We start from the raw sequence: 17,574 nt of genomic DNA, 5'->3' as shown, positions 1-17,574 counted from the left end.
AACTTCCCATCTGGCTTCACCGATACAATTGGCATCGCCCACATGGTAGCCTAAAGTCCAAAACACCAATCAGCCGCCTCGGACTAACCGAGGACAACCTCTTGAGGCTCCACATCTAGGCCATATCCTCCATACTGTTCTGCGTGGTAACAGCGTGAGCGAGATCGCGGCGTCGGCCGCGCTGACAATCGCAATCACCCTATTCATCATCCTGGCTATCGAGCAGGTACATAAGAGGCTGGGCGCGAAGCAGCCCAACCCTTCAGGTGGTTGATATGAAATACTACGGCTTTGGGTCAGCCTTATTTGTTGCGCTCAGCTTGTCGAGTTCGGCCAGCGCCGACCAGGCTACGGCAACGCCCAAACCTCCCCTTGCAGCAGCGTCAGCCCCTGCAACAAGTTCATCGATAGAGCAACACTGCATCATGGTTGCGGCGAAGGCGGAAACTGATGCTCGTGCGAAAAATTCGGATGACCCTGTCGGCGCGGCCTACACTGCACTGAACAATTGCCGAATCGAAAAACGCAAAAATATGCAGACGGTCAATCCAAAGCCCGTAAACTAGGCGAACCGAACCGGAAGGCGATAGACCACCGCAATCAGGGGATTTGTTTTAGTCCACCGGTCTCTGCCTTCTTTATCGCGGGAAAAGTATCTCCCCCAGCCCGAGCACGGCATTGTCGCCGCCACATTTGCGAGGGGCGCTGCCAAGCAGGGGGCGCTTCAAGATACCCTCGGCGATCAGATGACGATCCAGGACGGCGGCAAAGCTGATGTCCGGCGCGCCGCTCTCGACAAAACTCGGCGATAGGCTTTGCGGCGCGCGGTCGAGCAGGATCGAGCCACGCCGCATCAGGTAGCCCGGCAGCTCGCCAACGCCGCCAGTGACGACCAGCGTGCCGGCAATCATCCGGCAGCCGGCATAGTCGCCGGCGCCTTTCAACACGGCGATCAGCCCGCGCCGCATGCGGTCGCCGGCGCGAACTCCTGCCTTTCCGCGCACGATGAGCACGCCGCCCTTCATGCCGGCCATTTCGCCGGCCAGCGGGGCGCCGAGCTGGTCGCCCGCATCGCCTGTCACCTCCAGCCGGCCGCCACGCATGCCCGATCCGGCATGCGGGCCGGCGCTACCCTCGACGGTCAGCGCACCGCCCTGCATCAGCCGGCCGGCCTGCGCGCCGACATCGCCGAGGACACGCACGGAGCCTTCCGCCAGTTCCGCGCCGATACGGTCGAACCACGCGCTGCCGCCCTCGAAGACGATCGCGCCGGCATCCGAACCGGACAGCCTGAAAACGTCGCCGACCAGCAGCCCGCGCTTCGACATGCCGACGCGAATTTTCTCGATGTCGCCGCGCGCCATGCCGGCGAGTTTTTGCGGGTTGAGCGGCGAGAGGTCGAGCCGTTCCGGCGGTTCTTCTTTCAGCCTGAAGGTCAGCGCTTTCACGGCAGCAGCTCCTTCAGGTGATAGTGGAATTTTCCGAGTTTTCCGCCGTAGTTGCCGGCGCTGATGCGGCTGGCGCCCTTTTCCGGGCCGAGGCTGGTGACCGCCTTGAGGCCGGCGCGCATGGCGGCGGCGACGGCGTCGCTGGTCTCGCCGTCGATGACGATCTCCAGCACCGCGTTGACGTCAGGTCCCAATTCGCTGCGGGTCACGCCGCGCAGCGTCGGCGCGAAGGCGTCGTTGCTCGAGGCCATCATGCCCTTGTATTTGCCGCCGACTTTTGAACCCGACCGCACGACGCCACCCGGGAACGGCATGATCGCGCCCGGCACTTTTTCGATCGCCGCGACGGCTGCTTCCGCCGCCGCCAGCGCCCTTGCATTGCTGCCAGCCAGCAGCAGAAGATTGCCGCCGCCGACCGCCTCCTTGGTCATTCCGGTGGTCGCCTCGCACAAAAACTCGCCGTCCATCACCGGCACGCGCCAGTAGTGCTTGCCGCCCAGCTTCTTCGAAATCTGCCAGCCGTCGCCGAAATAGCGCAGCGCCGAACCCAGATTGAGCTGGTTGGCGCCCTCCATGCCCGCAAAACAGGCACTGCCGGGCGAGGTGAGCACGCATTGGCCGAGCCGGTTCTGCAACTGCTTCTGCAACTCGTCGGTGCTGACGGCGAAGATCATGACGCGGCATCCCGGCCTTCCGTCCGGGGTCGCCGCTGCCGGCAGGTCGAGGTCGATCGCCGCCTCGCAGCCGCAGCCGATGACCGAGGTGGCGAAGCCGGTCATGGTGACCGCCGCTTGCCGCGCCCATTTGCGGTTCGGGCCGGTGATGACGATCGCCGTGGCGCGCATGCCGAAGGCTTCGGCAAAGGTGTCGTCGATCAGGACGCCGTTGACTTCCAGCGTTTTCATGCGACCTCCGCGAACGGATTTTCGCGCGCAATCGCGGAATCGGGGAAGGAGAACCAGTCGAGCGAAAGACCGTAGCGGTCCTGATAAAAATCATCCAGCCGCCGTACCATGGCCCTGTCCGGCGCCGGATTGAGCCTCAACGCCCTGCCCCAGCGGTAGTGCGTGACCGCGCCGTCCCGCACGACGAGGTCGCCGTTCTTGAACACAAATGCGGCCGAGCCCAGCATCTGCGCGATATCCGGCCCGCGCCGGTAGACCGCCACATCGGCCAGCGCGCCGGCGCCGAGATGGCCGCGATCCTTCAACCCCAGCAGTTTTGCCGGCGCGGCGCGGGTCATAATGGCGATCTCGTCAAACGTATATTCGCGGTCGATTGAGGCCAGCGTCGACAGCGCCATCGCCGATTTCGACAGGCCCTCCGCCATCGCGTTGCGGGCATCGCGGCGCATCAGCAGCTCGAACAGTTTTGGATAGGCGGTGAAGGGCGCGCCGTTGGGATGGTCCGTGGTGAAGAAGACGCGCCAGGGGTCGGTGATCAGCAAAAACAGTTCCAGCCCGATCGCCCATTGCAGCGTGCCATAAAAATCCTCGCGGTAGCGGTAGGGCACGATGCCGCCGCCATTGCCGTCGCCGTCCCAGATCACCCATTTTTTCGGATGCGCCGTCGCCCGCGCCGAAAACTGCCGCATCACGTCGGACGACACCGTGACGGTCTGTCCGAACATCACTTGGCCGACGTCGATGGTAACCTCCGGCGAGGCGTTCACCAGTTCGGCGAGCCGCGCCGCCTCCGACGAGAATTTTCGCTTGCCCTCCGTGCCGTAGCCGTAGAACTGCAGATGCGCCAGATGCAGCGGCAGGCCCTCGGCGGCAGCGATAGTGGCAGCGGCGGTGTCGGCGGCCCCGGCGGCGCCCAGATTGTTGCAATGGACATGCAGCGGATGCGGCACGCCGAGCCGCCCGACCGACGCCTGCAATGTCTTGACGATGTTGCGCGAGCTGACGCCGTAGGACGGCACGACATCGTCCAGCGAGAAGGCGCGGACATTCTCCTTGAACGCCGCCGCCGCGCCCGCATTGATCACCTTCACGCCGAGCGCCCGGGTCGTGCCGACCGTCCAGGCGACATAGTCGTCGATCGCCTGCTCCGACGCGCCGTCGCGGATCAGCGACAGCAGGAAATCGTCATTGCCGAGGATCGCGAGCGTCGCCTTGTCGATGATCGGGATGTCGGCGAGTTCCAGATGCGTGTGCAGCGCCGCACCCGGATTCATCGCCGGCTCGACGACCGTGGTGAAACCCATCTTGGCGTAGAGGCAGCCGGTCTCGAAGGTCGACCAGCCGGCATTGGACAGCGGCGTCTGCGCCGGGCGCGGCAGATGCGCGGCGTGCTGCTTCGGCAGGAGCAGCCGCGCCGTGTTCACATTGCCGCCGCCGATATGCGAATGGATGTCGATGGCGCCGGCCATGACGACGCAACCCGACGCGTCGAAGGTCCTGTCGGCCTTGCCGCCCGCCGGCGGCTCGACGATCTGCTCGTCGCGGATCCAGAGGTCGCCCTTTCCGGAGCGGCCGTTGACCGGATCGATGATCTCGCCGCCGGCGATTTTCGTCAGCATGGCGGCACCGCTTCGGCTGGAACTTTTTCGGCGATTGCGCGCAGAATCGCGGCGGCGGAAGGCAGGTCGGTCGGCGACCGCGCCGCGAGCGCCGTGAGCGTCCCGATGCGGGCCAAATAGCCGACGCCATCATGATCGACGCCGGTTTCACCGATGCGGATGGTGACGGCCGCGCCGGCGACCGGCCCGGACGTCTTCGCCAGGGCGACCAAAAGCATGTCCTTGCGGGGTTTCGGCGGCGGCCGCTCCGCGCTGCCGGATATCCACAAATGGCAATCCGCCTCGCCCGCGGCGATCATGCGCGCCACATCGTAGCGCCACGGATCATGCTCTGGAAACCCGCGCGAAAAACCGGTGCGCGGCGGGAATCCGGTCATCCAGGTCGATGCCAGCGCGCTGCCCCAGCCGCTTTCGCTGGCGGTCAGATGCAGGCCGGAGGCGCGGCCGGTGGCGTTCAGGTCGCCGATCAGGCCCTGCAGCATTTCCAGGGCCAGCGCATCCGCCGCATGGCCGGAAAACAGGAATACGGGAAACCGCGCCTCGGCGATCGCTTGGGCGAAAATGTCGAAATTCGCCACCGGCGTCGAAACCTGACGGCCGGCGCACAAAGCCCGGAGTGCTGCCAGCGTCGCCGCCAGCCCGGCCTCGCCACAGGTCAGTTGCGTGGCGGCGCGCTTGCCATCGAGCGGCGGCGTTTGCTTGCCGACCGAGAAGAAGCTGCGTTGGCCGGCGGCGGGTTGATCCGGCTCGGTTACCGCCAGCTCCAGCAGGAAGCGGCGATGCGCTTCCGGCAATTCGCCAACGATGACCACGACATCGGCGCGCCTACGCGTCTCGCCCGGCGCGACGACCATGCCGCCCCGGTCGGTGAACAGCGCCGTCTCGCGCGCCAGCACCGCGCCGTCGATGTGGTCATAGGCGGCACCGACACGCTCGGCGAGCGCAATCGCCGCCCGCGTGCCATGCACATCCGTGTCGAAGCTGAAAACCGGGCACCGGCTGGATTGCAGAAGTTTCGCGGCCTCCTCGGCCGCGCGCTGCAATGAGGCTTCCCGGTTGCCGATCCACGCAACCGCCATTCGTAACGCAAACTTTCTGGTGCCGGCCTTACATTAGACGAAAGCTTTCACCACGAAAACCCTGCTCATGGCGGATCGGCGAAGTTGCCGCAGGACGGCAAAACAGCAGGTTACCGGGCCAAAGCAGGTTTTTTTGCCGGCTTCGCCAATAGAGGCAACAGTCCTTGCTGACAGCACAAATCCCCGCCACCGGGCGGAAAATCCGCACCGGCCGCCGGTCGTCACCGCGGCATGGCGTAGGTCCGAGGTGACTTCCGGTATGCTTCTTCGCAGCGCGGCGAACAGAACCACGGCCCCTCGGGAGCCGCGCGTCGGTAGGACGCGTAGGGCGCGTGCATCTTGCAGACGGGATCGATCCAGGCCGGATCGGGCAACGGCGCAAGCGCGATCTCATAGAGCGGGATTTCCTCGGCAACCGAACGGACCGCCACCTTTCCGAGATCCCGCACGAGAATGCCATCGGCGATGGCCGCCTCGGCGACCGGCCGGGTGGCGAGCAATTGACCGGGCGATGCGATCGCGGCGATGCGGGCCGCCACGTTGACGGTCGTGCCGAACAGGTCATTTGCCCGGCGGATGACGGGCCCGTGGTTCAGCGCCGCCCGCGTGAGCGGCAGGCGGGGCTCTTGCCGGCATGCCGGCAACAGCACGCCAAGCGCCCGCAACGCGCTATCCGGGTCGGGAAACGAGAGCATTACCTCGTCGCCGATCCACTTGATCGGAGGGTCATGACCGCTGACAGCGTCAAGAACCATGCGCTCGAAAAGCTCGAGCACCTCAATCGCCGGTTCGTCTCCATAGACGTCCGCAATCGCGCTGAAACCCGCAATGTCTATGAACGCGACCGTCGCCGCGCCGCGGGCAGAAGCCGATGCGGGGCATGTGTTTCTTTCCATCACTCAATCGTACTTGATGTACGCGAACCGCTGGTCGGCCGACGGGGTGCCTTCGAGCGCGCCGGCCTCCTTGGCCGGCTGCCACTGGACGACCTCGTCGATCTTCTTGGCCAGCTCGAAATCCTTGTCGGTGATGCCTTTCGCCGCATGGTTCTGCAGCTTGACCTCGACAAAGGCGTAGGACGCAGCGAGGTCGGGATGGTGCCAGGCCGCCTCGGCCAGATGGCCGACGGTGTTGATCACCATCAGCGTGCCCTTCCAGCTATGGGTCTTGTACTTTCGCCTGATCCAGCCGTTCTCGTAGCGCCATTTCGGCAGCTCCTTTTCCAGCCGCGCGGCGATCTCCGCCTCGGTGTAGACCCTTTCTTTCGCCGTCTCGCTCATCTCCGCCTCCCGGTTTTTTCGTCCGTTGGATCCCGCCCGGCACCAAAGTAGGGGAAGCTTGTCGGTCACCTGCCGCTTGCCCGGCGGGCGAAAGCGGTTATCATGGTCGCGGGCACCTAAACTTCCGTGATGCATGCATCATGCACCCATCGAGGGGTGGATGTCGAATTCTGTTACCATAAGAGTGCCTGCCCGCCTTCATCTCGGCTTTCTCGATCCCAGCGGCGCCGGCGGGCGCCGGTTCGGCAGCATCGGCCTGCCGCTGAGCGACCCGGAAACCGCGCTAACGCTGTCGCGCGCCGCCGAGACCATCGTCATCGGCCCCGAGAGCGAGCGGGCGGCCGCGCATCTGGCGGCGCTGACAAAACGGCTCGGCATCCGCGCCCAGCACAGGCTGGTGGTGCTCGACGCCATACCGCGCCATGCCGGGCTCGGCTCCGGCACGCAGATCGCGCTGGCGGTGGCGGCCGCGCTGCGCACCCTGCACGGGTTGCCGCTCGACGTGGACGACGACGCGGTGCTCTTGGCGCGCGGCGGGCGCTCCGGCATCGGCATCGCCAGTTTCGACGCCGGTGGGCTGATCGTCGATGCCGGCAACGACGGAAGCGGCCGGCCGCCGCCGGTAGTGGCGCGCATCCCCTTCCCCGAGACGTGGCGCGCCATACTGGTGCTCGACGACGCATTCGACGGGCTTCACGGCGAGGCCGAGATGCAGGCGTTCCGCACGCTGCCCCCCTTCCCCGTTTCAGGCACCGGCGAAATCTGCCGCCTCGTGCTGACCGAGGTCATGCCGGCGCTGCTCGATCACGACATTAGAGCGTTCGGCGCCGGCATTTCGGCGATCCAGCAACTGGTGGGCAACCATTTCGCACCGGCGCAAGGCGGCGTCTTCACCTCTAAGCAGGTGGAATCCGCCATGCAGGCGCTGGCCGAAGCAGGTGCTGTCGGCATCGGCCAGAGTTCGTGGGGGCCGACCGGTTTTGCCTTCGCCCCAAGCCAGGCCGAGGCCGAGCGCATGGTTGCCGCTGCGGCACCAGAAGCAGGCGGCGGCATCGAGATAAGGATCGTGCGCGGCAGGAACGCCGGCGCGACGATCAGCACCACCGGCCTCAACCTCGTCGGTAGCTGACGATCCCGCAGACTGGGAGAAAAAGATGGCGCGAAAACACATTCTTCATATGATCACGCCGCTCAAGCACATGAGCCCGTTCGACGTGAACATGGCGCTCGACGCCGGCTTCGACGCGGTCGTTCCCTATGTCGGGGTCGGCCTCGACGAGGTGACCGGGCTGGTGCAAGACGCGATCTTCTCGCGCCCGCCGGATGCCGGCGTCGACACGGGCGTCTTCATCGCCGGCAAGGACGTGTCGCTGGCGCTCGACATGTTCGACGCGGCGAAGAAGGCGATGGTGCCGCCGTTCCAAATCTCCGTCTTCGCCGATCCCGCCGGCTCCTTCACCACGGCGGCCGCCATGGTGGCGAAGGTCGAAAAGGCGCTGGAGAAAAAGTTCGAGCGCGGGCTGAAGGACACCGACATCGCCATCTTCGGCGCAACCGGCGTGGTCGGTTTCTGCACGGCGGTGATCGCCGCCAAGGAAGGCGCGAAGGTCACCATCGTCGGCCATGACGGGCTGGAGCGGGTCGGCAAGGTGGCCGCAGAGATGAAAAGCCGCTTCGGCGTGACGGTCCAGCCGGCCGACGGGTCGACCGAGGCAAAGAAGACGGCGCTGGCGGAAGCGGCCGAAGTGATCTTGACCGCGGCGAAGGCCGGCGTGCAGGTGATCTCCAAGGCGCAACTGGCGAAGGCCGGCAAGCTGCTGATCGCGGCCGACGTCAACGCCGTGCCGCCGGCCGGCGTGGAGGGGCTGGGCGTTCACGCCAATGGCGAGCCGATCGACGGCGGCAAGGCGCTGGGCATCGGGCCGCTGGCCATCGGCAACGTCAAATACAAGGTCGAGTCCGGGCTTTTCAAAAAGATGATAGAAGCCGAAAAGACCGTCACCTTCGATTTCCAGGATGCCTTCTCCCTTGCACGCGAGCTCGCCAAATAGCGCCGGCGCGGTGCTGATCGCCGCCATCTCCGGCCGTTCGCTGGCCGCAGCCGCCCGGCGCGCCGGTTTTTCGCCGCTGGTCGCCGATCTTTTCCGCGACAACGACACGGTGGCGCTGTCCGGGCGCGCCGCGCTCGCTGCCGGCGACCTCGGCAGCGGCATAGACTTCGGCCGGCTGCCGGACACGCTGCGCGACCTCGCCGCCGGCGATCGGGTCGAAGCGCTGGTGCTCGGCTCCGGCTTCGAACAAAGGCCGGATGCCATCGACGCGCTCGCCGAAAAATTTCCGCTGGCCGGCAACCGCGCGGCGGCAATTGCCCGCGTCAAGGAGCCGCAGCGGCTGGCGGAGGATTGCGCCGAACTCGGCATTCCTCATCCTGAATTTCGCCGGGAAAAACCTGCCGATCCGGAAAACTGGCTGGTCAAGACGGCGGGCGGCGCCGGGGGCGGACATGTGGCCGGGGCCAATGGCGCCGCGGTGAAGCCGGGCCGCTACTTCCAGCGTTTCATCGAGGGCCGCAACCTGTCGGCGCTGTTCATCGCCGACAGGCGGGCGGCGCATCTCGTCGGCTTCAGCCGGCAATGGGCCTCGCCCGCGCCCGGCGCGCCCTACCGTTATGGCGGCGCGGTCAGGCTGCGGCGCTTCGACCGACGGGAGGCGGCACGCATCGCGCAATGGCTTTCCGGTCTCACCGCGCGCGCCGGGCTCACCGGCCTGTGCAGCGCAGACTTCATCCGCAACGAGGACGGCTGTCACCTGGTCGAGATCAATCCACGGCCAGGTGCTACGCTCGACATTTTCGACGACGAGGCAGCCCCGTTGCTGAAGGCGCATATCGAAGCATGTCGCGGAAAACCGTTTCGCGTGCCGCGCTTCGACGATTCCATGGCCTCGCTCGTCACCTATACATCCAGGCCGATCGAACGGTTTCCGAAAATTGCCTGGCCGGACTGGACGGCGGACCGCCAGCCGGCCGGAACGCGACTGGCAGCCGGCGATCCGGTCTGCACCGTTTTCGCGCGCGGGGGGAGCGCGGGAACCACGCGGCGTGCGGCGGAAGCGCTGGCGGCAGGGCTCAGCCGCCATTGGGAAGGAGGCCTGGCATGAAGGACGGAACCGCGTTCCTGAACGACAATGCAAGGCGCATCGCCGAGACGATGATCCGCGACGCTGAGCGGCTGCGCGTCGCCGTCACCACCGGCCCGCTCGGCGAGACGCTGATCGACGCCGGTGCCAAAGCGCAAGGCGGCATCGAGGCCGGGTTGCGCATGGCCAAGGCCTCCATGGGCGGGCTGGGCACGGTGTCGGCGCTGCTTGACCGCGGTTCGGAGAAGTGGCCATACACGATCGAGGTGCGCTCCTCGCAGCCGGTGCTCGCCTGCCTCGGCGCGCAATATGCGGGCTGGAATCTTTCGGCCGATGGCTATTTCGCCATGGGCTCTGGCCCGGCGCGCGCGCTGGCGCGGGTCGAGCCGCTCTACGAAACGCTAAGCTATCGTGATACGGCCACGTCCGCCGTGCTGATCCTGGAGACCGGCTCACCGCCCCCGCCCGCGGTGGTCGAAAAAGTCGCCAAGGCCACCGGTCAGCCGGCTGACAAACTCACCTTCCTCTACGCACCGACGCAGAGCCTCGCCGGCACCGTGCAGATCGTCGCGCGGTCGCTGGAGGTGGCGCTGCACAAGGCCAACGACCTTAAATTCCCGCTGGACAACATCGTCGACGGCATCGCCGCCGCGCCCCTTCCCGCGCCGCATCCGGATTTTTTGACCGCCATGGGCCGCACCAACGACGCCATCATCTATGGCGGCAGCGTGCAGCTTTTCGTGCGCGGGCCGGCGGAGGCGGCGCGCGAGCTCGCCGAGCGCCTGCCCAGCCATACGTCGCGCGACCACGGAAAGCCGTTCAAGGAGATCTTCAAGCAGTTCAAGGGCGATTTCTATGCCATCGACCCGCTGCTGTTCAGCCCGGCGCGGGCGATCGTCACGGCCATCGACAGCGGCGAGACGTTTCGGGCGGGCAGGATCGATGTGGAGATGCTGGAGCGGAGCCTTGGATAGGGTGGTGGTTTCCGAAAGTTATCTGACGCCGCCACTTTGCACCCCACTCCCGGAAGCCGCCGCATGATCCCCCGCATCCTGATCGTCAGCGACCGGTCCGGCGGGCGTTCGAAGGGACTGGCGTCGCGGCTGCGCCGGCGCGGCGCGATCGTGCGGAGCGTGCCGCTGGCCTCGATCGGCTTCGACACATCGACGCCGTCCGGCCTCGCCATTCCGGCCTTCGGCGGCGCGCTGCCACATGCCGTGCTGGTGCGCTCGATCGATGGCGGCTCGTTCGAGGCGGTGACGCGGCGGCTGGGTGTGCTGCACGCCTTCGCTAAGGTGTCCGTGCCCGTTTGGAACTCCGCGCAGTCGATAGAGCGCTGCGTCGACAAGTCGACGACGACGTTCCTTTTGAAGAATGCCGGCCTGGCCACGCCCGAGACTTTTGCGGTCGAGGGGTTGGAGGCGGCGCAAGCGGTCGCCGCGCGCGAGCTGCCTAAGGGACCGCTGGTGCTGAAGCCGCTGTTCGGCGCGCAGGGGCGCGGCATAAGACTTGTCGAAAAGCTCTCCGACCTGCCCGCCATCGAGGAGGTGAACGAGGTCTATTATCTCCAGCGCTACATGAAGCGCCCCGGTCCGCCCTTCCGCGATTTCCGCGTCTTCGTCTGCGGCGGCGCGGCTGTGGCGATGATGAGCCGGCGCGGCGGCGACTGGATCACCAATGTCAACCGGGGCGGCATGCCGGAACGCGTGCCGGCCGGCGAGCAGGACGACCTGGCCACGCTGGCGGTAGCCGCTGCGCGCGCCGTCGGCGCGGATTTCGCCGGCATCGACATCCTGCGCGACGCCGACGGTCAACTGTCGGTGCTGGAGGTCAACAGCATGCCGGCCTGGTCGGGACTGCAATCCGTGGCGGACGTCGACATCGCCGACGCGATCGCCGAGGCGCTGCTCAAGTTCCTCGCCGACCGTGCGGAGGCTGCCGCGCCGCCGCGCCCCTACCGTTTTGCCGTGCCGGCAAACTCCTGAAATGCCGCTCTCGCGCGAGGCTCTGCGGGCCGCTTATGAAGACGCCTGCCGGCTTGAGATCGAGGCGCTGAAGCCGGGCAACGTGCATGTCTTCGCCGACGGACACCGCATGTCGGCGGCGCAATTCCTGGAAAGCGCCCGCGTCTCCTCCGGACCGCTCACGGACCCCGCGCTGCCGGTCGGTCGCCGGATGCTGGAGGCGGTGCGCGCCACGCGACATGCGGTCGCCACCAACACCAATCTCGGCATCGTGCTACTGTGCGGGCCCCTCCTCCGAGCCGCCGAACTGACTTCCGGCGATCTTCGCGCCGATCTCGGCTCGGTGCTGGCCAGGCTCGACATGGACGACACGCGCGCGGTGTTCGAGGCGATCGTCGCCGCCTCCCCCGGTGGGCTCGGCTCTGCCGGCGACAACGACGTGCGCGAGGAACCGAAAACCTCCCTGGTCGAGGCGATGCGCGAAGCGGCGGAGCGCGATCTGATCGCCCGGCAATACGCCACCGGCTTTTCCGACATTTTCGAGGTCGGCCTGCCGGCGATCGAGGCTTCGCGAGCCGCCGGAGAAACCGGCATGTGGCCGGCGATCCGCGCCTACATGGCGTTCCTGACGCGGTTTCCGGACAGCCATGTGGCGCGCAAACACGGCGATGAAACCGCGCGAGAAGTGCGCGAGGAGGCGGTCGCATTCCAGGCCTCGCTCGACGCCACTGCCGGCGAGCAAGCGCGCATAAAACAGCTTGCGGCGTTCGACGCCGACCTCAAGAAGCGCGGCATCAATCCGGGCACGTCGGCCGACCTGACGGTGGCTTGTCTTTTAGTCCACATTGCCGTTCATCAACTTGCGTAAGCGCATGGTTGATGATTGAATTTTGTCAGCGAGGGATATCCCTTCGCGGCTATCTAGCCAACCGGTCCGGGCAATCCGGATGCTGCCAACAAGGATAGTCGTCCATCGAGCGCCGGCTCGGTTGCGGCGTCTTTGGACTCCAAAATTATGTCTTGGAGGAAAACTGGCATGGCAAAGATTTCTAAAGTTCTGGTCGGCGAGTCGCTTATCGGCGACGGCAACGAAGTCGCCCATATCGACCTTCTGATCGGCCCGCGGGGGAGCGCGGTTGAATCGGCCTTCTGCAACGCGCTGACCAACAACAAGGACGGCTTTACCTCCCTTCTCGCGGTGATCGCGCCCAACCTGCAGTGCAAACCCAATACCGTGATGTTCAACAAGGTCACGATCAAGGGCGCCAAGCAGGCGGTGCAGATGTTCGGCCCGGCCCAGTTCGCGGTCGCCAAGGCGGTGCAGGACAGCGTCGCGGACGGCACCATTCCGGCCGAGGAAGCCGACGACGTGTTCATCTGCGTCGGCGTGTTCATCCACTGGGAAGCCAACGACGACGCAAAAATCCAGGACTTCAACTACCGCGCCACCAAGGAAGCGATCCAGCGCGCCGTCACCGGCAAGCCGACCGCCGCTGAGGCCACCGCGCAGCGGGACAAGGTGAAGCATCCGTTCGGCGCCTAGACAAGAGACAACCCCGCACAGGTAAAACCCCCAGCGGAGCCGGAGGGTCTGCTGCGCCGGTTGAAAAAGCTCTTGGGCCTGTGAATGCCTTCTGGAGGTTCGAAAAGCCTCCAGAGGGAGTGGACGTGACCTCAACCGCTGAACGAGACCAGCCGTTCGGCGGTGAGTGTTTTGTCGTGAAGCGCGGTTGCGACAAGCGCCGCTCCCACACCAAGCGATTTGAGCTGGTGGAGGTCGGCGGCGTCGCGAACGCCGCCGGCCGCAATTATTGTGCGATCTCCCGCCCGCACTTTCACCTCCCGCATCCGGTCGAAATCCGGGCCGCCGCCCGCGCCGACTTTTGCCAGCGTCATGACGATCACGCGGCCTGGCCAGAGCGTAGGATCCTCGAGGATCGTTTGCGGACCGTGAAACCCTTCGGCGAAAAAATCCAGCGACAGGATGAGATTTGGGTGTCGGCAAAAGCGCCGCAGCAAAAGGTCGTCGTTCTGCGATTCTGACCCTAGGACCGGACAGATGCCCGAGGCTGCCAGCGCTGCCTCGAGCGTTGCCTCGTCGGCGAGGCCGGCGTCGACCCACAGTTCTGGCGGATCTTTCATGGCGCGCAAGCGGGCAAGCGCGGCGCGATTGGGATCGCGGCCCTCGATGGCGTCGAGATCGGCGATGTAGAAGGTAGAAAATGGGTGCAGCGTGCGCAGCCCCGTGGCGACGGCGACCGGTTCCGGGGTTGCGCTGAGCGGCGTCACGATCGGGCGATACTCATCCCGGCGGCCGCCCGCGGCGCGGACGACCACGCCGCCTTTCAAGTCCAGAACCGGGATGATACGCAAAGCTCTTTCCGCCTGATGTCCGAAAAATTTCCCGCATGAAAGCCTGAAGCATGGCAAAAGCAAGCAAGGTCGCAATCGGCTTCGATGTCGGCGGGGCGCATCTCAAGGTAGCGCGGGTGGAGGACGGCCGCGTCGTCGCGGCAGCCATCATCGCCATGCCGCTCTGGCAGGGGCTCGACCGGCTGGACGCTGCGTTGCGCGAGGCGGAACCGGTTTATCGCGGCGGCGCGCTTTTCGGCTTCACCATGACCGGCGAGCTGGTCGACCTCTTCCCTTCCCGCGCCGACGGCGTGAGCATCCTGCTCGACCGCATTGCGGCGCATTTCCCGGCCGAAGAACACCTGATCTATGCCGGCCGTTCCGGCTTTGTCGGCATGGACGCGGCGGCCGGACTCGCCGCCGACATCGCCTCGGCCAACTGGCACGCCACCGCCTCGCTGGTAGGACGGCTCGCGGGCGAGGCTCTGTTCGTCGACATGGGCTCGACTACCACCGACATCATTCCGGTGCGAGGCGGCAAGGTCGTCGGAAAGGGCTATTCGGACGCTGAACGGATGGCCACGGGCGAACTCGTCTATACCGGCTTTACCCGCACCTTCCTGTTCGGCGTGGCGTCGTCGGCGCCGGTGCGCGGGCAATTCGCGCCGGTGATGAACGAATATTTTGCCTCGATCGCCGATGCGCATCGGGTGCTCGGTGTGCTCGACGAAGACAACGACAAACATGCCACCGCCGACGGGCGGGAGAAGACGGTCGCCGGCTCTACCGCCCGGCTGGCCCGCATGCTCGGCCGCGACGCGGCGGAGCTTTCCGGGCGCGAATGGCGCGACGTTGCCCGCTGGTTCAGCGAGCAGCAGTTGCGTTTGATCCACGACGCCGCCTTCCGGGTTTCAGGTGTGCTGGCCGAGGACGCGCCTCTCGTCGCCGCCGGAACCGGGCGATGGCAGATCAGGCGGCTGGCCAACCGGCTGGAGCGGCCTTTTGTCGACCTCGCGGAGGTGATGCCGGTTGTCGATGCGGCGCGCGACATCGCCAGCAGCGCGGCGCCTGCCGCCGCCGTCGCCCTGCTGGCTGGCGGATCGCTGTAGGCAACGGACCTTCGCGTTCGGCGTTCCACCTCGAACACCGAGGAGGATTGGATATGAGACGTTTCATGCTCGCGCTCGTGCTTGCCGCGTCGGCTGCGCCGGCCTTCGCGCAAAACGACGGACAGACCGCCTTCAACACCAGTTGCCGCATGTGCCATACCATGAAGGAGGGCGACAACCGCCAGGGCCCGAGCCTCGCCGGCATTTTTGGCCGCAAGGCGGGATCGGCACCGGGCTTCAACTACTCGCCGTCGATGAAGCAGTCCGGCATCACCTGGGACGAGGCCAATCTCGACGAGTTCATCGCCAATCCCGAGCAGGTGGTGAACGGCAACACGATGAAACCCTATGGCGGCATCAACGACGCGGCGCAGCGGAAGGCGATCGTCGATTTTTTGAAGTCGGGTGGGTAAGACGAGTGGCGGCGGTATCCGCGCTAAGAAGAGGCTGACGTTCCTCGTTCCCCGGCGTTGGCAAGGTGGCCCTCCACCCGCTCCATCAGCCAGCCCCAGGCCTCCCTCTCGTCCGGCCCCGCGGTTTTTTCTATGGCGATGGTGAGATAGCCGATCTCGGCCTCGATTTTTTCCCGTGGCAGCATATTCAGGCGGCTGACAAGGATGGCGAGTTCCAGCACCGCCGCCTTGGCGCGGTTGAAGCCGGTGAAGGGGGCATGCATCCCCTCGCCCACGACGCGGCAAAAATGCCGGGGCCGCAGCGGATCGTCCGAGACACTTTCGACCTTTAGCACCGAATGCGCGAGTGCGGCTTCGAGGCGCGGCACCGGACAGCCTTCGGCTAGGGCAAGCGGCCAGTCACGGCGACCGGTGAGACAACCGGCGAAGATGCGCACGTCGTCGATGTAGCTGGCGACCGCAAAAGGAACGGAGGCGAGATTGTCGAGCGTCACCGACGGACGGAACGGCGCGATCACCCAGCCGTCCCCCTCGGCGATGATGCCGATCGGCGCGATATGGACCTTTCCTGCAAGATTGACGGTGGTGATGATCGATTCGCGAATGTAAGGCACGTCTAACGCTCCTTCTTCGCCTTCAATGTGTGGCCTGCCTCAGCGAGCCGCGTGCGGTCCTGGTCCGGCGCGGGCGCGGCGACACCCCAAGCGAGCGGTTCGTCCTGCACGTAGCGTTTTCCCAGCCGCCAGGCGATCTCGGCCTTCATCAGTTCCGCACCGAGATAAAACGCGTGCGCGCCGTCGGCCTCGACGCCCAGGCCGGAAAACAATTCGAAGGCATCCCTGGCGACCGCATGACCCTTGTTGTTGAAGATGTGGATGCCGTCCTCGGCCGCAAGAATACGGAAGTTGGCGTCGCGAACTTCCGCCGCCAGCGCTTCTATGTCGGAGATCGAGGCGGCAAAGGGTTTTCGGTCGTGTATCTGCAGCAGGCCGGGATGGTAGCCGCGCGGCAGCGCGCCGTCGGCGCGGGCGGCGAACAGGATGCGGCGGGCGAGGTCATGTTCCTCGACGGTGCGCACCGTGTGCGGACTGACATGCACGGTCAGCACGTTGCTGATATCGAGTTCGGAACAGATGCCGGCCAGCACCGCGGTGATGCCCGAGGTATCGGCGTCGGTCAGTTCGGTAAGGTTGCCCGTGCCCATCAGAAGCTCGATGTCCGGCCAGCGCCGCCGCGCCTCGATGAAGCGCCCAAGCGAGGCGGCGAAACCGAAATGGATCGGGTCAAGCACGGGGTCGGCGATGAACTTTATGCCGGCCCGTTGTGCCGCCTCTATGGCGCGGCCAAGCGAATCCAGATCGCCCGGCGCCGATGGGATCAGTACCGGCGTGACCGGATGCTCGAACGCCAGCGGCAGCGTGTTCTCGTCCAGGCTCAGCACGAAATCCGCGCCGGTCCGCGCGCCGATGCGCAACTCCTCGATGCTGGCCGAATCGACGCTGACCGAAAACCCTTCGGCTTTCAGCAGGCGGACGGCCTCACCCAGCAGCGGGAACGGCGTTTCCGGCAGGCAGCCCAGATCGATGACGTCGGCGCCCGCCGCCGCCAGTTTTCGCGCGCGCAAAAGCAGCGCCTCCAGCGTCAGGGCTGGCGCGTCGACAATCTCGGCAAAAATGCGCATGGAGTGGCGCGACAGGTCCGGCGGCTGGCCGGCGCGGCCTAGATAAGCCGGCAGATCGGCGATCTCGTCGGGCCCACGCGTGAAAGGCACGCCGAAATGCGCGGACAGTTTGTCGAGGTCGCCCCGGTAGCGGCCGGGCAGGATGACGCGGTCCGCGCCCTCCGGCAGCTTCAGGCGACGCTTGACGATTTCTTCGGTCATCAGCGCCGCCACCTTGACGCCGATGTCGACGATCTCCCAGGCGAACGCCGTCTCGCCGAGGCCGGAAAGCAGCCGTTCCAGCCGCGCCTTTGCCAGATGTCCGGTGATGAAGACCAGCCGTTCAGGCATGGGTGTTTTGAAGGCGGGCGCTGACGCCCCCTCCACCACGCTTCGCGTGGTCCCCCTCCCCCGCTTCGCAGGGGAGGAACCAACGGCGCCGCCCGCACGACCTGGATCCTCCCCCGTTTACGGGGGAGGGGGACCATGTGTCCGACCCTGATAGATAGGTAACAGAATGGACCTGAAGCATGGGTGACAGTTTTCTTGTCCGCCGGGAGGACCGGCGATGGGATGGCGAGAGACTTGTGTCATGGACGAGCGGCTT

19 protein-coding genes and 1 pseudogene are annotated in these 17,574 nt (G+C 66.0%); 11 read left to right on the top strand and 9 right to left on the bottom strand.

The genetic code is table 11. The features are described 5' to 3' along the window. Both RB623_RS29800 and RB623_RS29795 read left to right on the top strand, forming a co-directional pair. Nucleotides 1–119, top strand: a pseudogene (locus RB623_RS29800) (IS481 family transposase); the annotation flags it as partial. Between the two features lie 156 nt (nucleotides 120–275). Further along, nucleotides 276–566: a hypothetical protein gene (locus tag RB623_RS29795; protein ID WP_308060858.1), complete on the top strand. Its 291-nt coding sequence runs from the start codon at nucleotides 276–278 to the stop codon at nucleotides 564–566. A gap of 72 nt (nucleotides 567–638) precedes the next feature. Here the strand turns inward: RB623_RS29795 and RB623_RS29790 are convergent, their stop codons facing one another. The 6 genes from RB623_RS29790 to RB623_RS29765 all read right to left on the bottom strand — a co-directional run bounded on the left by RB623_RS29790 (nucleotide 639) and on the right by RB623_RS29765 (nucleotide 6,331). Next, complete coding sequence (locus RB623_RS29790) at nucleotides 639–1,448, bottom strand: formylmethanofuran dehydrogenase subunit C (protein WP_308060857.1); 810 nt, start codon at nucleotides 1,446–1,448, stop codon at nucleotides 639–641. Beyond that, the gene (gene fhcD, locus RB623_RS29785; RefSeq protein ID WP_308060855.1) at nucleotides 1,445–2,353 is read right to left on the bottom strand and encodes a formylmethanofuran--tetrahydromethanopterin N-formyltransferase; all 909 of its coding nucleotides are present in this window, start codon (nucleotides 2,351–2,353) and stop codon (nucleotides 1,445–1,447) included. The genes RB623_RS29790 and fhcD overlap by 4 nt, the downstream gene beginning before the upstream one ends. After that, on the bottom strand, nucleotides 2,350–3,972 hold the full coding sequence (locus RB623_RS29780) for a formylmethanofuran dehydrogenase subunit A (RefSeq protein ID WP_308060853.1): 1,623 nt from the start codon (nucleotides 3,970–3,972) through the stop codon (nucleotides 2,350–2,352). The genes fhcD and RB623_RS29780 overlap by 4 nt, the downstream gene beginning before the upstream one ends. Further along, the gene (locus RB623_RS29775) at nucleotides 3,966–5,051 is read right to left on the bottom strand and encodes a tungsten formylmethanofuran dehydrogenase (RefSeq protein ID WP_308060851.1); all 1,086 of its coding nucleotides are present in this window, start codon (nucleotides 5,049–5,051) and stop codon (nucleotides 3,966–3,968) included. Before RB623_RS29775 ends, RB623_RS29780 begins: the two co-directional genes overlap by 7 nt. A 221-nt stretch (nucleotides 5,052–5,272) precedes the next feature. After that, nucleotides 5,273–5,947: a hypothetical protein gene (locus RB623_RS29770; protein WP_308060859.1), complete on the bottom strand. Its 675-nt coding sequence runs from the start codon at nucleotides 5,945–5,947 to the stop codon at nucleotides 5,273–5,275. A gap of 3 nt (nucleotides 5,948–5,950) precedes the next feature. Then, nucleotides 5,951–6,331: a 4a-hydroxytetrahydrobiopterin dehydratase gene (locus tag RB623_RS29765; protein WP_308060850.1), complete on the bottom strand. Its 381-nt coding sequence runs from the start codon at nucleotides 6,329–6,331 to the stop codon at nucleotides 5,951–5,953. A 160-nt stretch (nucleotides 6,332–6,491) separates the two neighbouring features. On the opposite strand from RB623_RS29765, the gene RB623_RS29760 reads away from it, so the two are divergent. From RB623_RS29760 to fae, 7 genes are all read left to right on the top strand, one after another. Next, a complete protein-coding gene (locus RB623_RS29760; protein WP_308060847.1) occupies nucleotides 6,492–7,460 on the top strand; it encodes a beta-ribofuranosylaminobenzene 5'-phosphate synthase family protein in 969 nt (322 codons plus the stop codon). Between the two features lie 25 nt (nucleotides 7,461–7,485). After that, a complete protein-coding gene (locus RB623_RS29755; RefSeq protein WP_308060845.1) occupies nucleotides 7,486–8,382 on the top strand; it encodes a methylenetetrahydromethanopterin dehydrogenase in 897 nt (298 codons plus the stop codon). Continuing rightward, nucleotides 8,360–9,490 carry an ATP-grasp domain-containing protein gene (locus tag RB623_RS29750; protein WP_308060843.1) on the top strand — a complete coding sequence of 377 codons (1,131 nt, stop codon included), beginning with the start codon at nucleotides 8,360–8,362 and terminating at the stop codon, nucleotides 9,488–9,490. The genes RB623_RS29755 and RB623_RS29750 overlap by 23 nt, the downstream gene beginning before the upstream one ends. Beyond that, complete coding sequence (gene mch / locus RB623_RS29745) at nucleotides 9,487–10,443, top strand: methenyltetrahydromethanopterin cyclohydrolase (protein ID WP_308060841.1); 957 nt, start codon at nucleotides 9,487–9,489, stop codon at nucleotides 10,441–10,443. Before RB623_RS29750 ends, mch begins: the two co-directional genes overlap by 4 nt. 63 nt (nucleotides 10,444–10,506) lie before the next feature. After that, complete coding sequence (locus RB623_RS29740) at nucleotides 10,507–11,454, top strand: RimK family alpha-L-glutamate ligase (RefSeq protein ID WP_308060840.1); 948 nt, start codon at nucleotides 10,507–10,509, stop codon at nucleotides 11,452–11,454. A 1-nt stretch (nucleotide 11,455) separates the two neighbouring features. Continuing rightward, nucleotides 11,456–12,301: a triphosphoribosyl-dephospho-CoA synthase gene (locus tag RB623_RS29735; protein WP_308060839.1), complete on the top strand. Its 846-nt coding sequence runs from the start codon at nucleotides 11,456–11,458 to the stop codon at nucleotides 12,299–12,301. Between the two features lie 168 nt (nucleotides 12,302–12,469). Further along, nucleotides 12,470–12,976, top strand: coding sequence for a formaldehyde-activating enzyme (fae, locus tag RB623_RS29730; protein WP_308060837.1), 507 nt, complete (start codon nucleotides 12,470–12,472; stop codon nucleotides 12,974–12,976). Nucleotides 12,977–13,107: 131 nt separating this feature from the next. Here fae and RB623_RS29725 read toward each other — a convergent pair whose 3' ends face one another. Then, the gene (locus RB623_RS29725; RefSeq protein ID WP_308060835.1) at nucleotides 13,108–13,806 is read right to left on the bottom strand and encodes a HisA/HisF-related TIM barrel protein; all 699 of its coding nucleotides are present in this window, start codon (nucleotides 13,804–13,806) and stop codon (nucleotides 13,108–13,110) included. 50 nt (nucleotides 13,807–13,856) lie between these two features. Between RB623_RS29725 and RB623_RS29720 the strand changes: the two genes are divergently transcribed. Continuing rightward, entirely contained in the window at nucleotides 13,857–14,894 is a 1,038-nt protein-coding gene (locus RB623_RS29720) for a hydantoinase/oxoprolinase family protein (protein ID WP_308060833.1), read from the top strand. 53 nt (nucleotides 14,895–14,947) lie between these two features. Beyond that, nucleotides 14,948–15,307, top strand: coding sequence for a c-type cytochrome (locus RB623_RS29715; protein ID WP_308060832.1), 360 nt, complete (start codon nucleotides 14,948–14,950; stop codon nucleotides 15,305–15,307). Nucleotides 15,308–15,330: 23 nt separating this feature from the next. Here the strand turns inward: RB623_RS29715 and RB623_RS29710 are convergent, their stop codons facing one another. Together RB623_RS29710 and RB623_RS29705 are read right to left on the bottom strand one after the other, a co-directional pair. After that, complete coding sequence (locus tag RB623_RS29710; RefSeq protein WP_308060830.1) at nucleotides 15,331–15,921, bottom strand: DUF447 domain-containing protein; 591 nt, start codon at nucleotides 15,919–15,921, stop codon at nucleotides 15,331–15,333. Nucleotides 15,922–15,923: 2 nt separating this feature from the next. Beyond that, the gene (locus RB623_RS29705) at nucleotides 15,924–17,318 is read right to left on the bottom strand and encodes a DUF6513 domain-containing protein (RefSeq protein WP_308060829.1); all 1,395 of its coding nucleotides are present in this window, start codon (nucleotides 17,316–17,318) and stop codon (nucleotides 15,924–15,926) included. Nucleotides 17,319–17,574 lie beyond the last annotated feature (256 nt).

This window comes from Mesorhizobium sp. LHD-90, assembly GCF_030929505.1.
Lineage (GTDB): Bacteria > Pseudomonadota > Alphaproteobacteria > Rhizobiales > Rhizobiaceae > Kumtagia.
Note: the sequence above shows the minus strand (reverse complement) of the source record. Positions and strands in the feature narration are given on the sequence as shown.

What these genes read in the sequence shown, in the direction of transcription:
- fae (WP_308060837.1), top strand. Translation starts at nt 12,470, where the DNA reads ATGGCAAAGATTTCTAAAGTTCTGGTCGGCGAGTCGCTTATCGGCGAC.
- RB623_RS29770 (WP_308060859.1), bottom strand. Translation starts at nt 5,947, where the DNA reads ATGGAAAGAAACACATGCCCCGCATCGGCTTCTGCCCGCGGCGCGGCG.
- fhcD (WP_308060855.1), bottom strand. Translation starts at nt 2,353, where the DNA reads ATGAAAACGCTGGAAGTCAACGGCGTCCTGATCGACGACACCTTTGCC.
- RB623_RS29740 (WP_308060840.1), top strand. Translation starts at nt 10,507, where the DNA reads ATGATCCCCCGCATCCTGATCGTCAGCGACCGGTCCGGCGGGCGTTCG.
- RB623_RS29795 (WP_308060858.1), top strand. Translation starts at nt 276, where the DNA reads ATGAAATACTACGGCTTTGGGTCAGCCTTATTTGTTGCGCTCAGCTTG.
- RB623_RS29705 (WP_308060829.1), bottom strand. Translation starts at nt 17,318, where the DNA reads ATGCCTGAACGGCTGGTCTTCATCACCGGACATCTGGCAAAGGCGCGG.
- mch (WP_308060841.1), top strand. Translation starts at nt 9,487, where the DNA reads ATGAAGGACGGAACCGCGTTCCTGAACGACAATGCAAGGCGCATCGCC.
- RB623_RS29755 (WP_308060845.1), top strand. Translation starts at nt 7,486, where the DNA reads ATGGCGCGAAAACACATTCTTCATATGATCACGCCGCTCAAGCACATG.
- RB623_RS29760 (WP_308060847.1), top strand. Translation starts at nt 6,492, where the DNA reads ATGTCGAATTCTGTTACCATAAGAGTGCCTGCCCGCCTTCATCTCGGC.
- RB623_RS29735 (WP_308060839.1), top strand. Translation starts at nt 11,456, where the DNA reads ATGCCGCTCTCGCGCGAGGCTCTGCGGGCCGCTTATGAAGACGCCTGC.
- RB623_RS29715 (WP_308060832.1), top strand. Translation starts at nt 14,948, where the DNA reads ATGAGACGTTTCATGCTCGCGCTCGTGCTTGCCGCGTCGGCTGCGCCG.
- RB623_RS29775 (WP_308060851.1), bottom strand. Translation starts at nt 5,051, where the DNA reads ATGGCGGTTGCGTGGATCGGCAACCGGGAAGCCTCATTGCAGCGCGCG.
- RB623_RS29765 (WP_308060850.1), bottom strand. Translation starts at nt 6,331, where the DNA reads ATGAGCGAGACGGCGAAAGAAAGGGTCTACACCGAGGCGGAGATCGCC.
- RB623_RS29720 (WP_308060833.1), top strand. Translation starts at nt 13,857, where the DNA reads ATGGCAAAAGCAAGCAAGGTCGCAATCGGCTTCGATGTCGGCGGGGCG.
- RB623_RS29780 (WP_308060853.1), bottom strand. Translation starts at nt 3,972, where the DNA reads ATGCTGACGAAAATCGCCGGCGGCGAGATCATCGATCCGGTCAACGGC.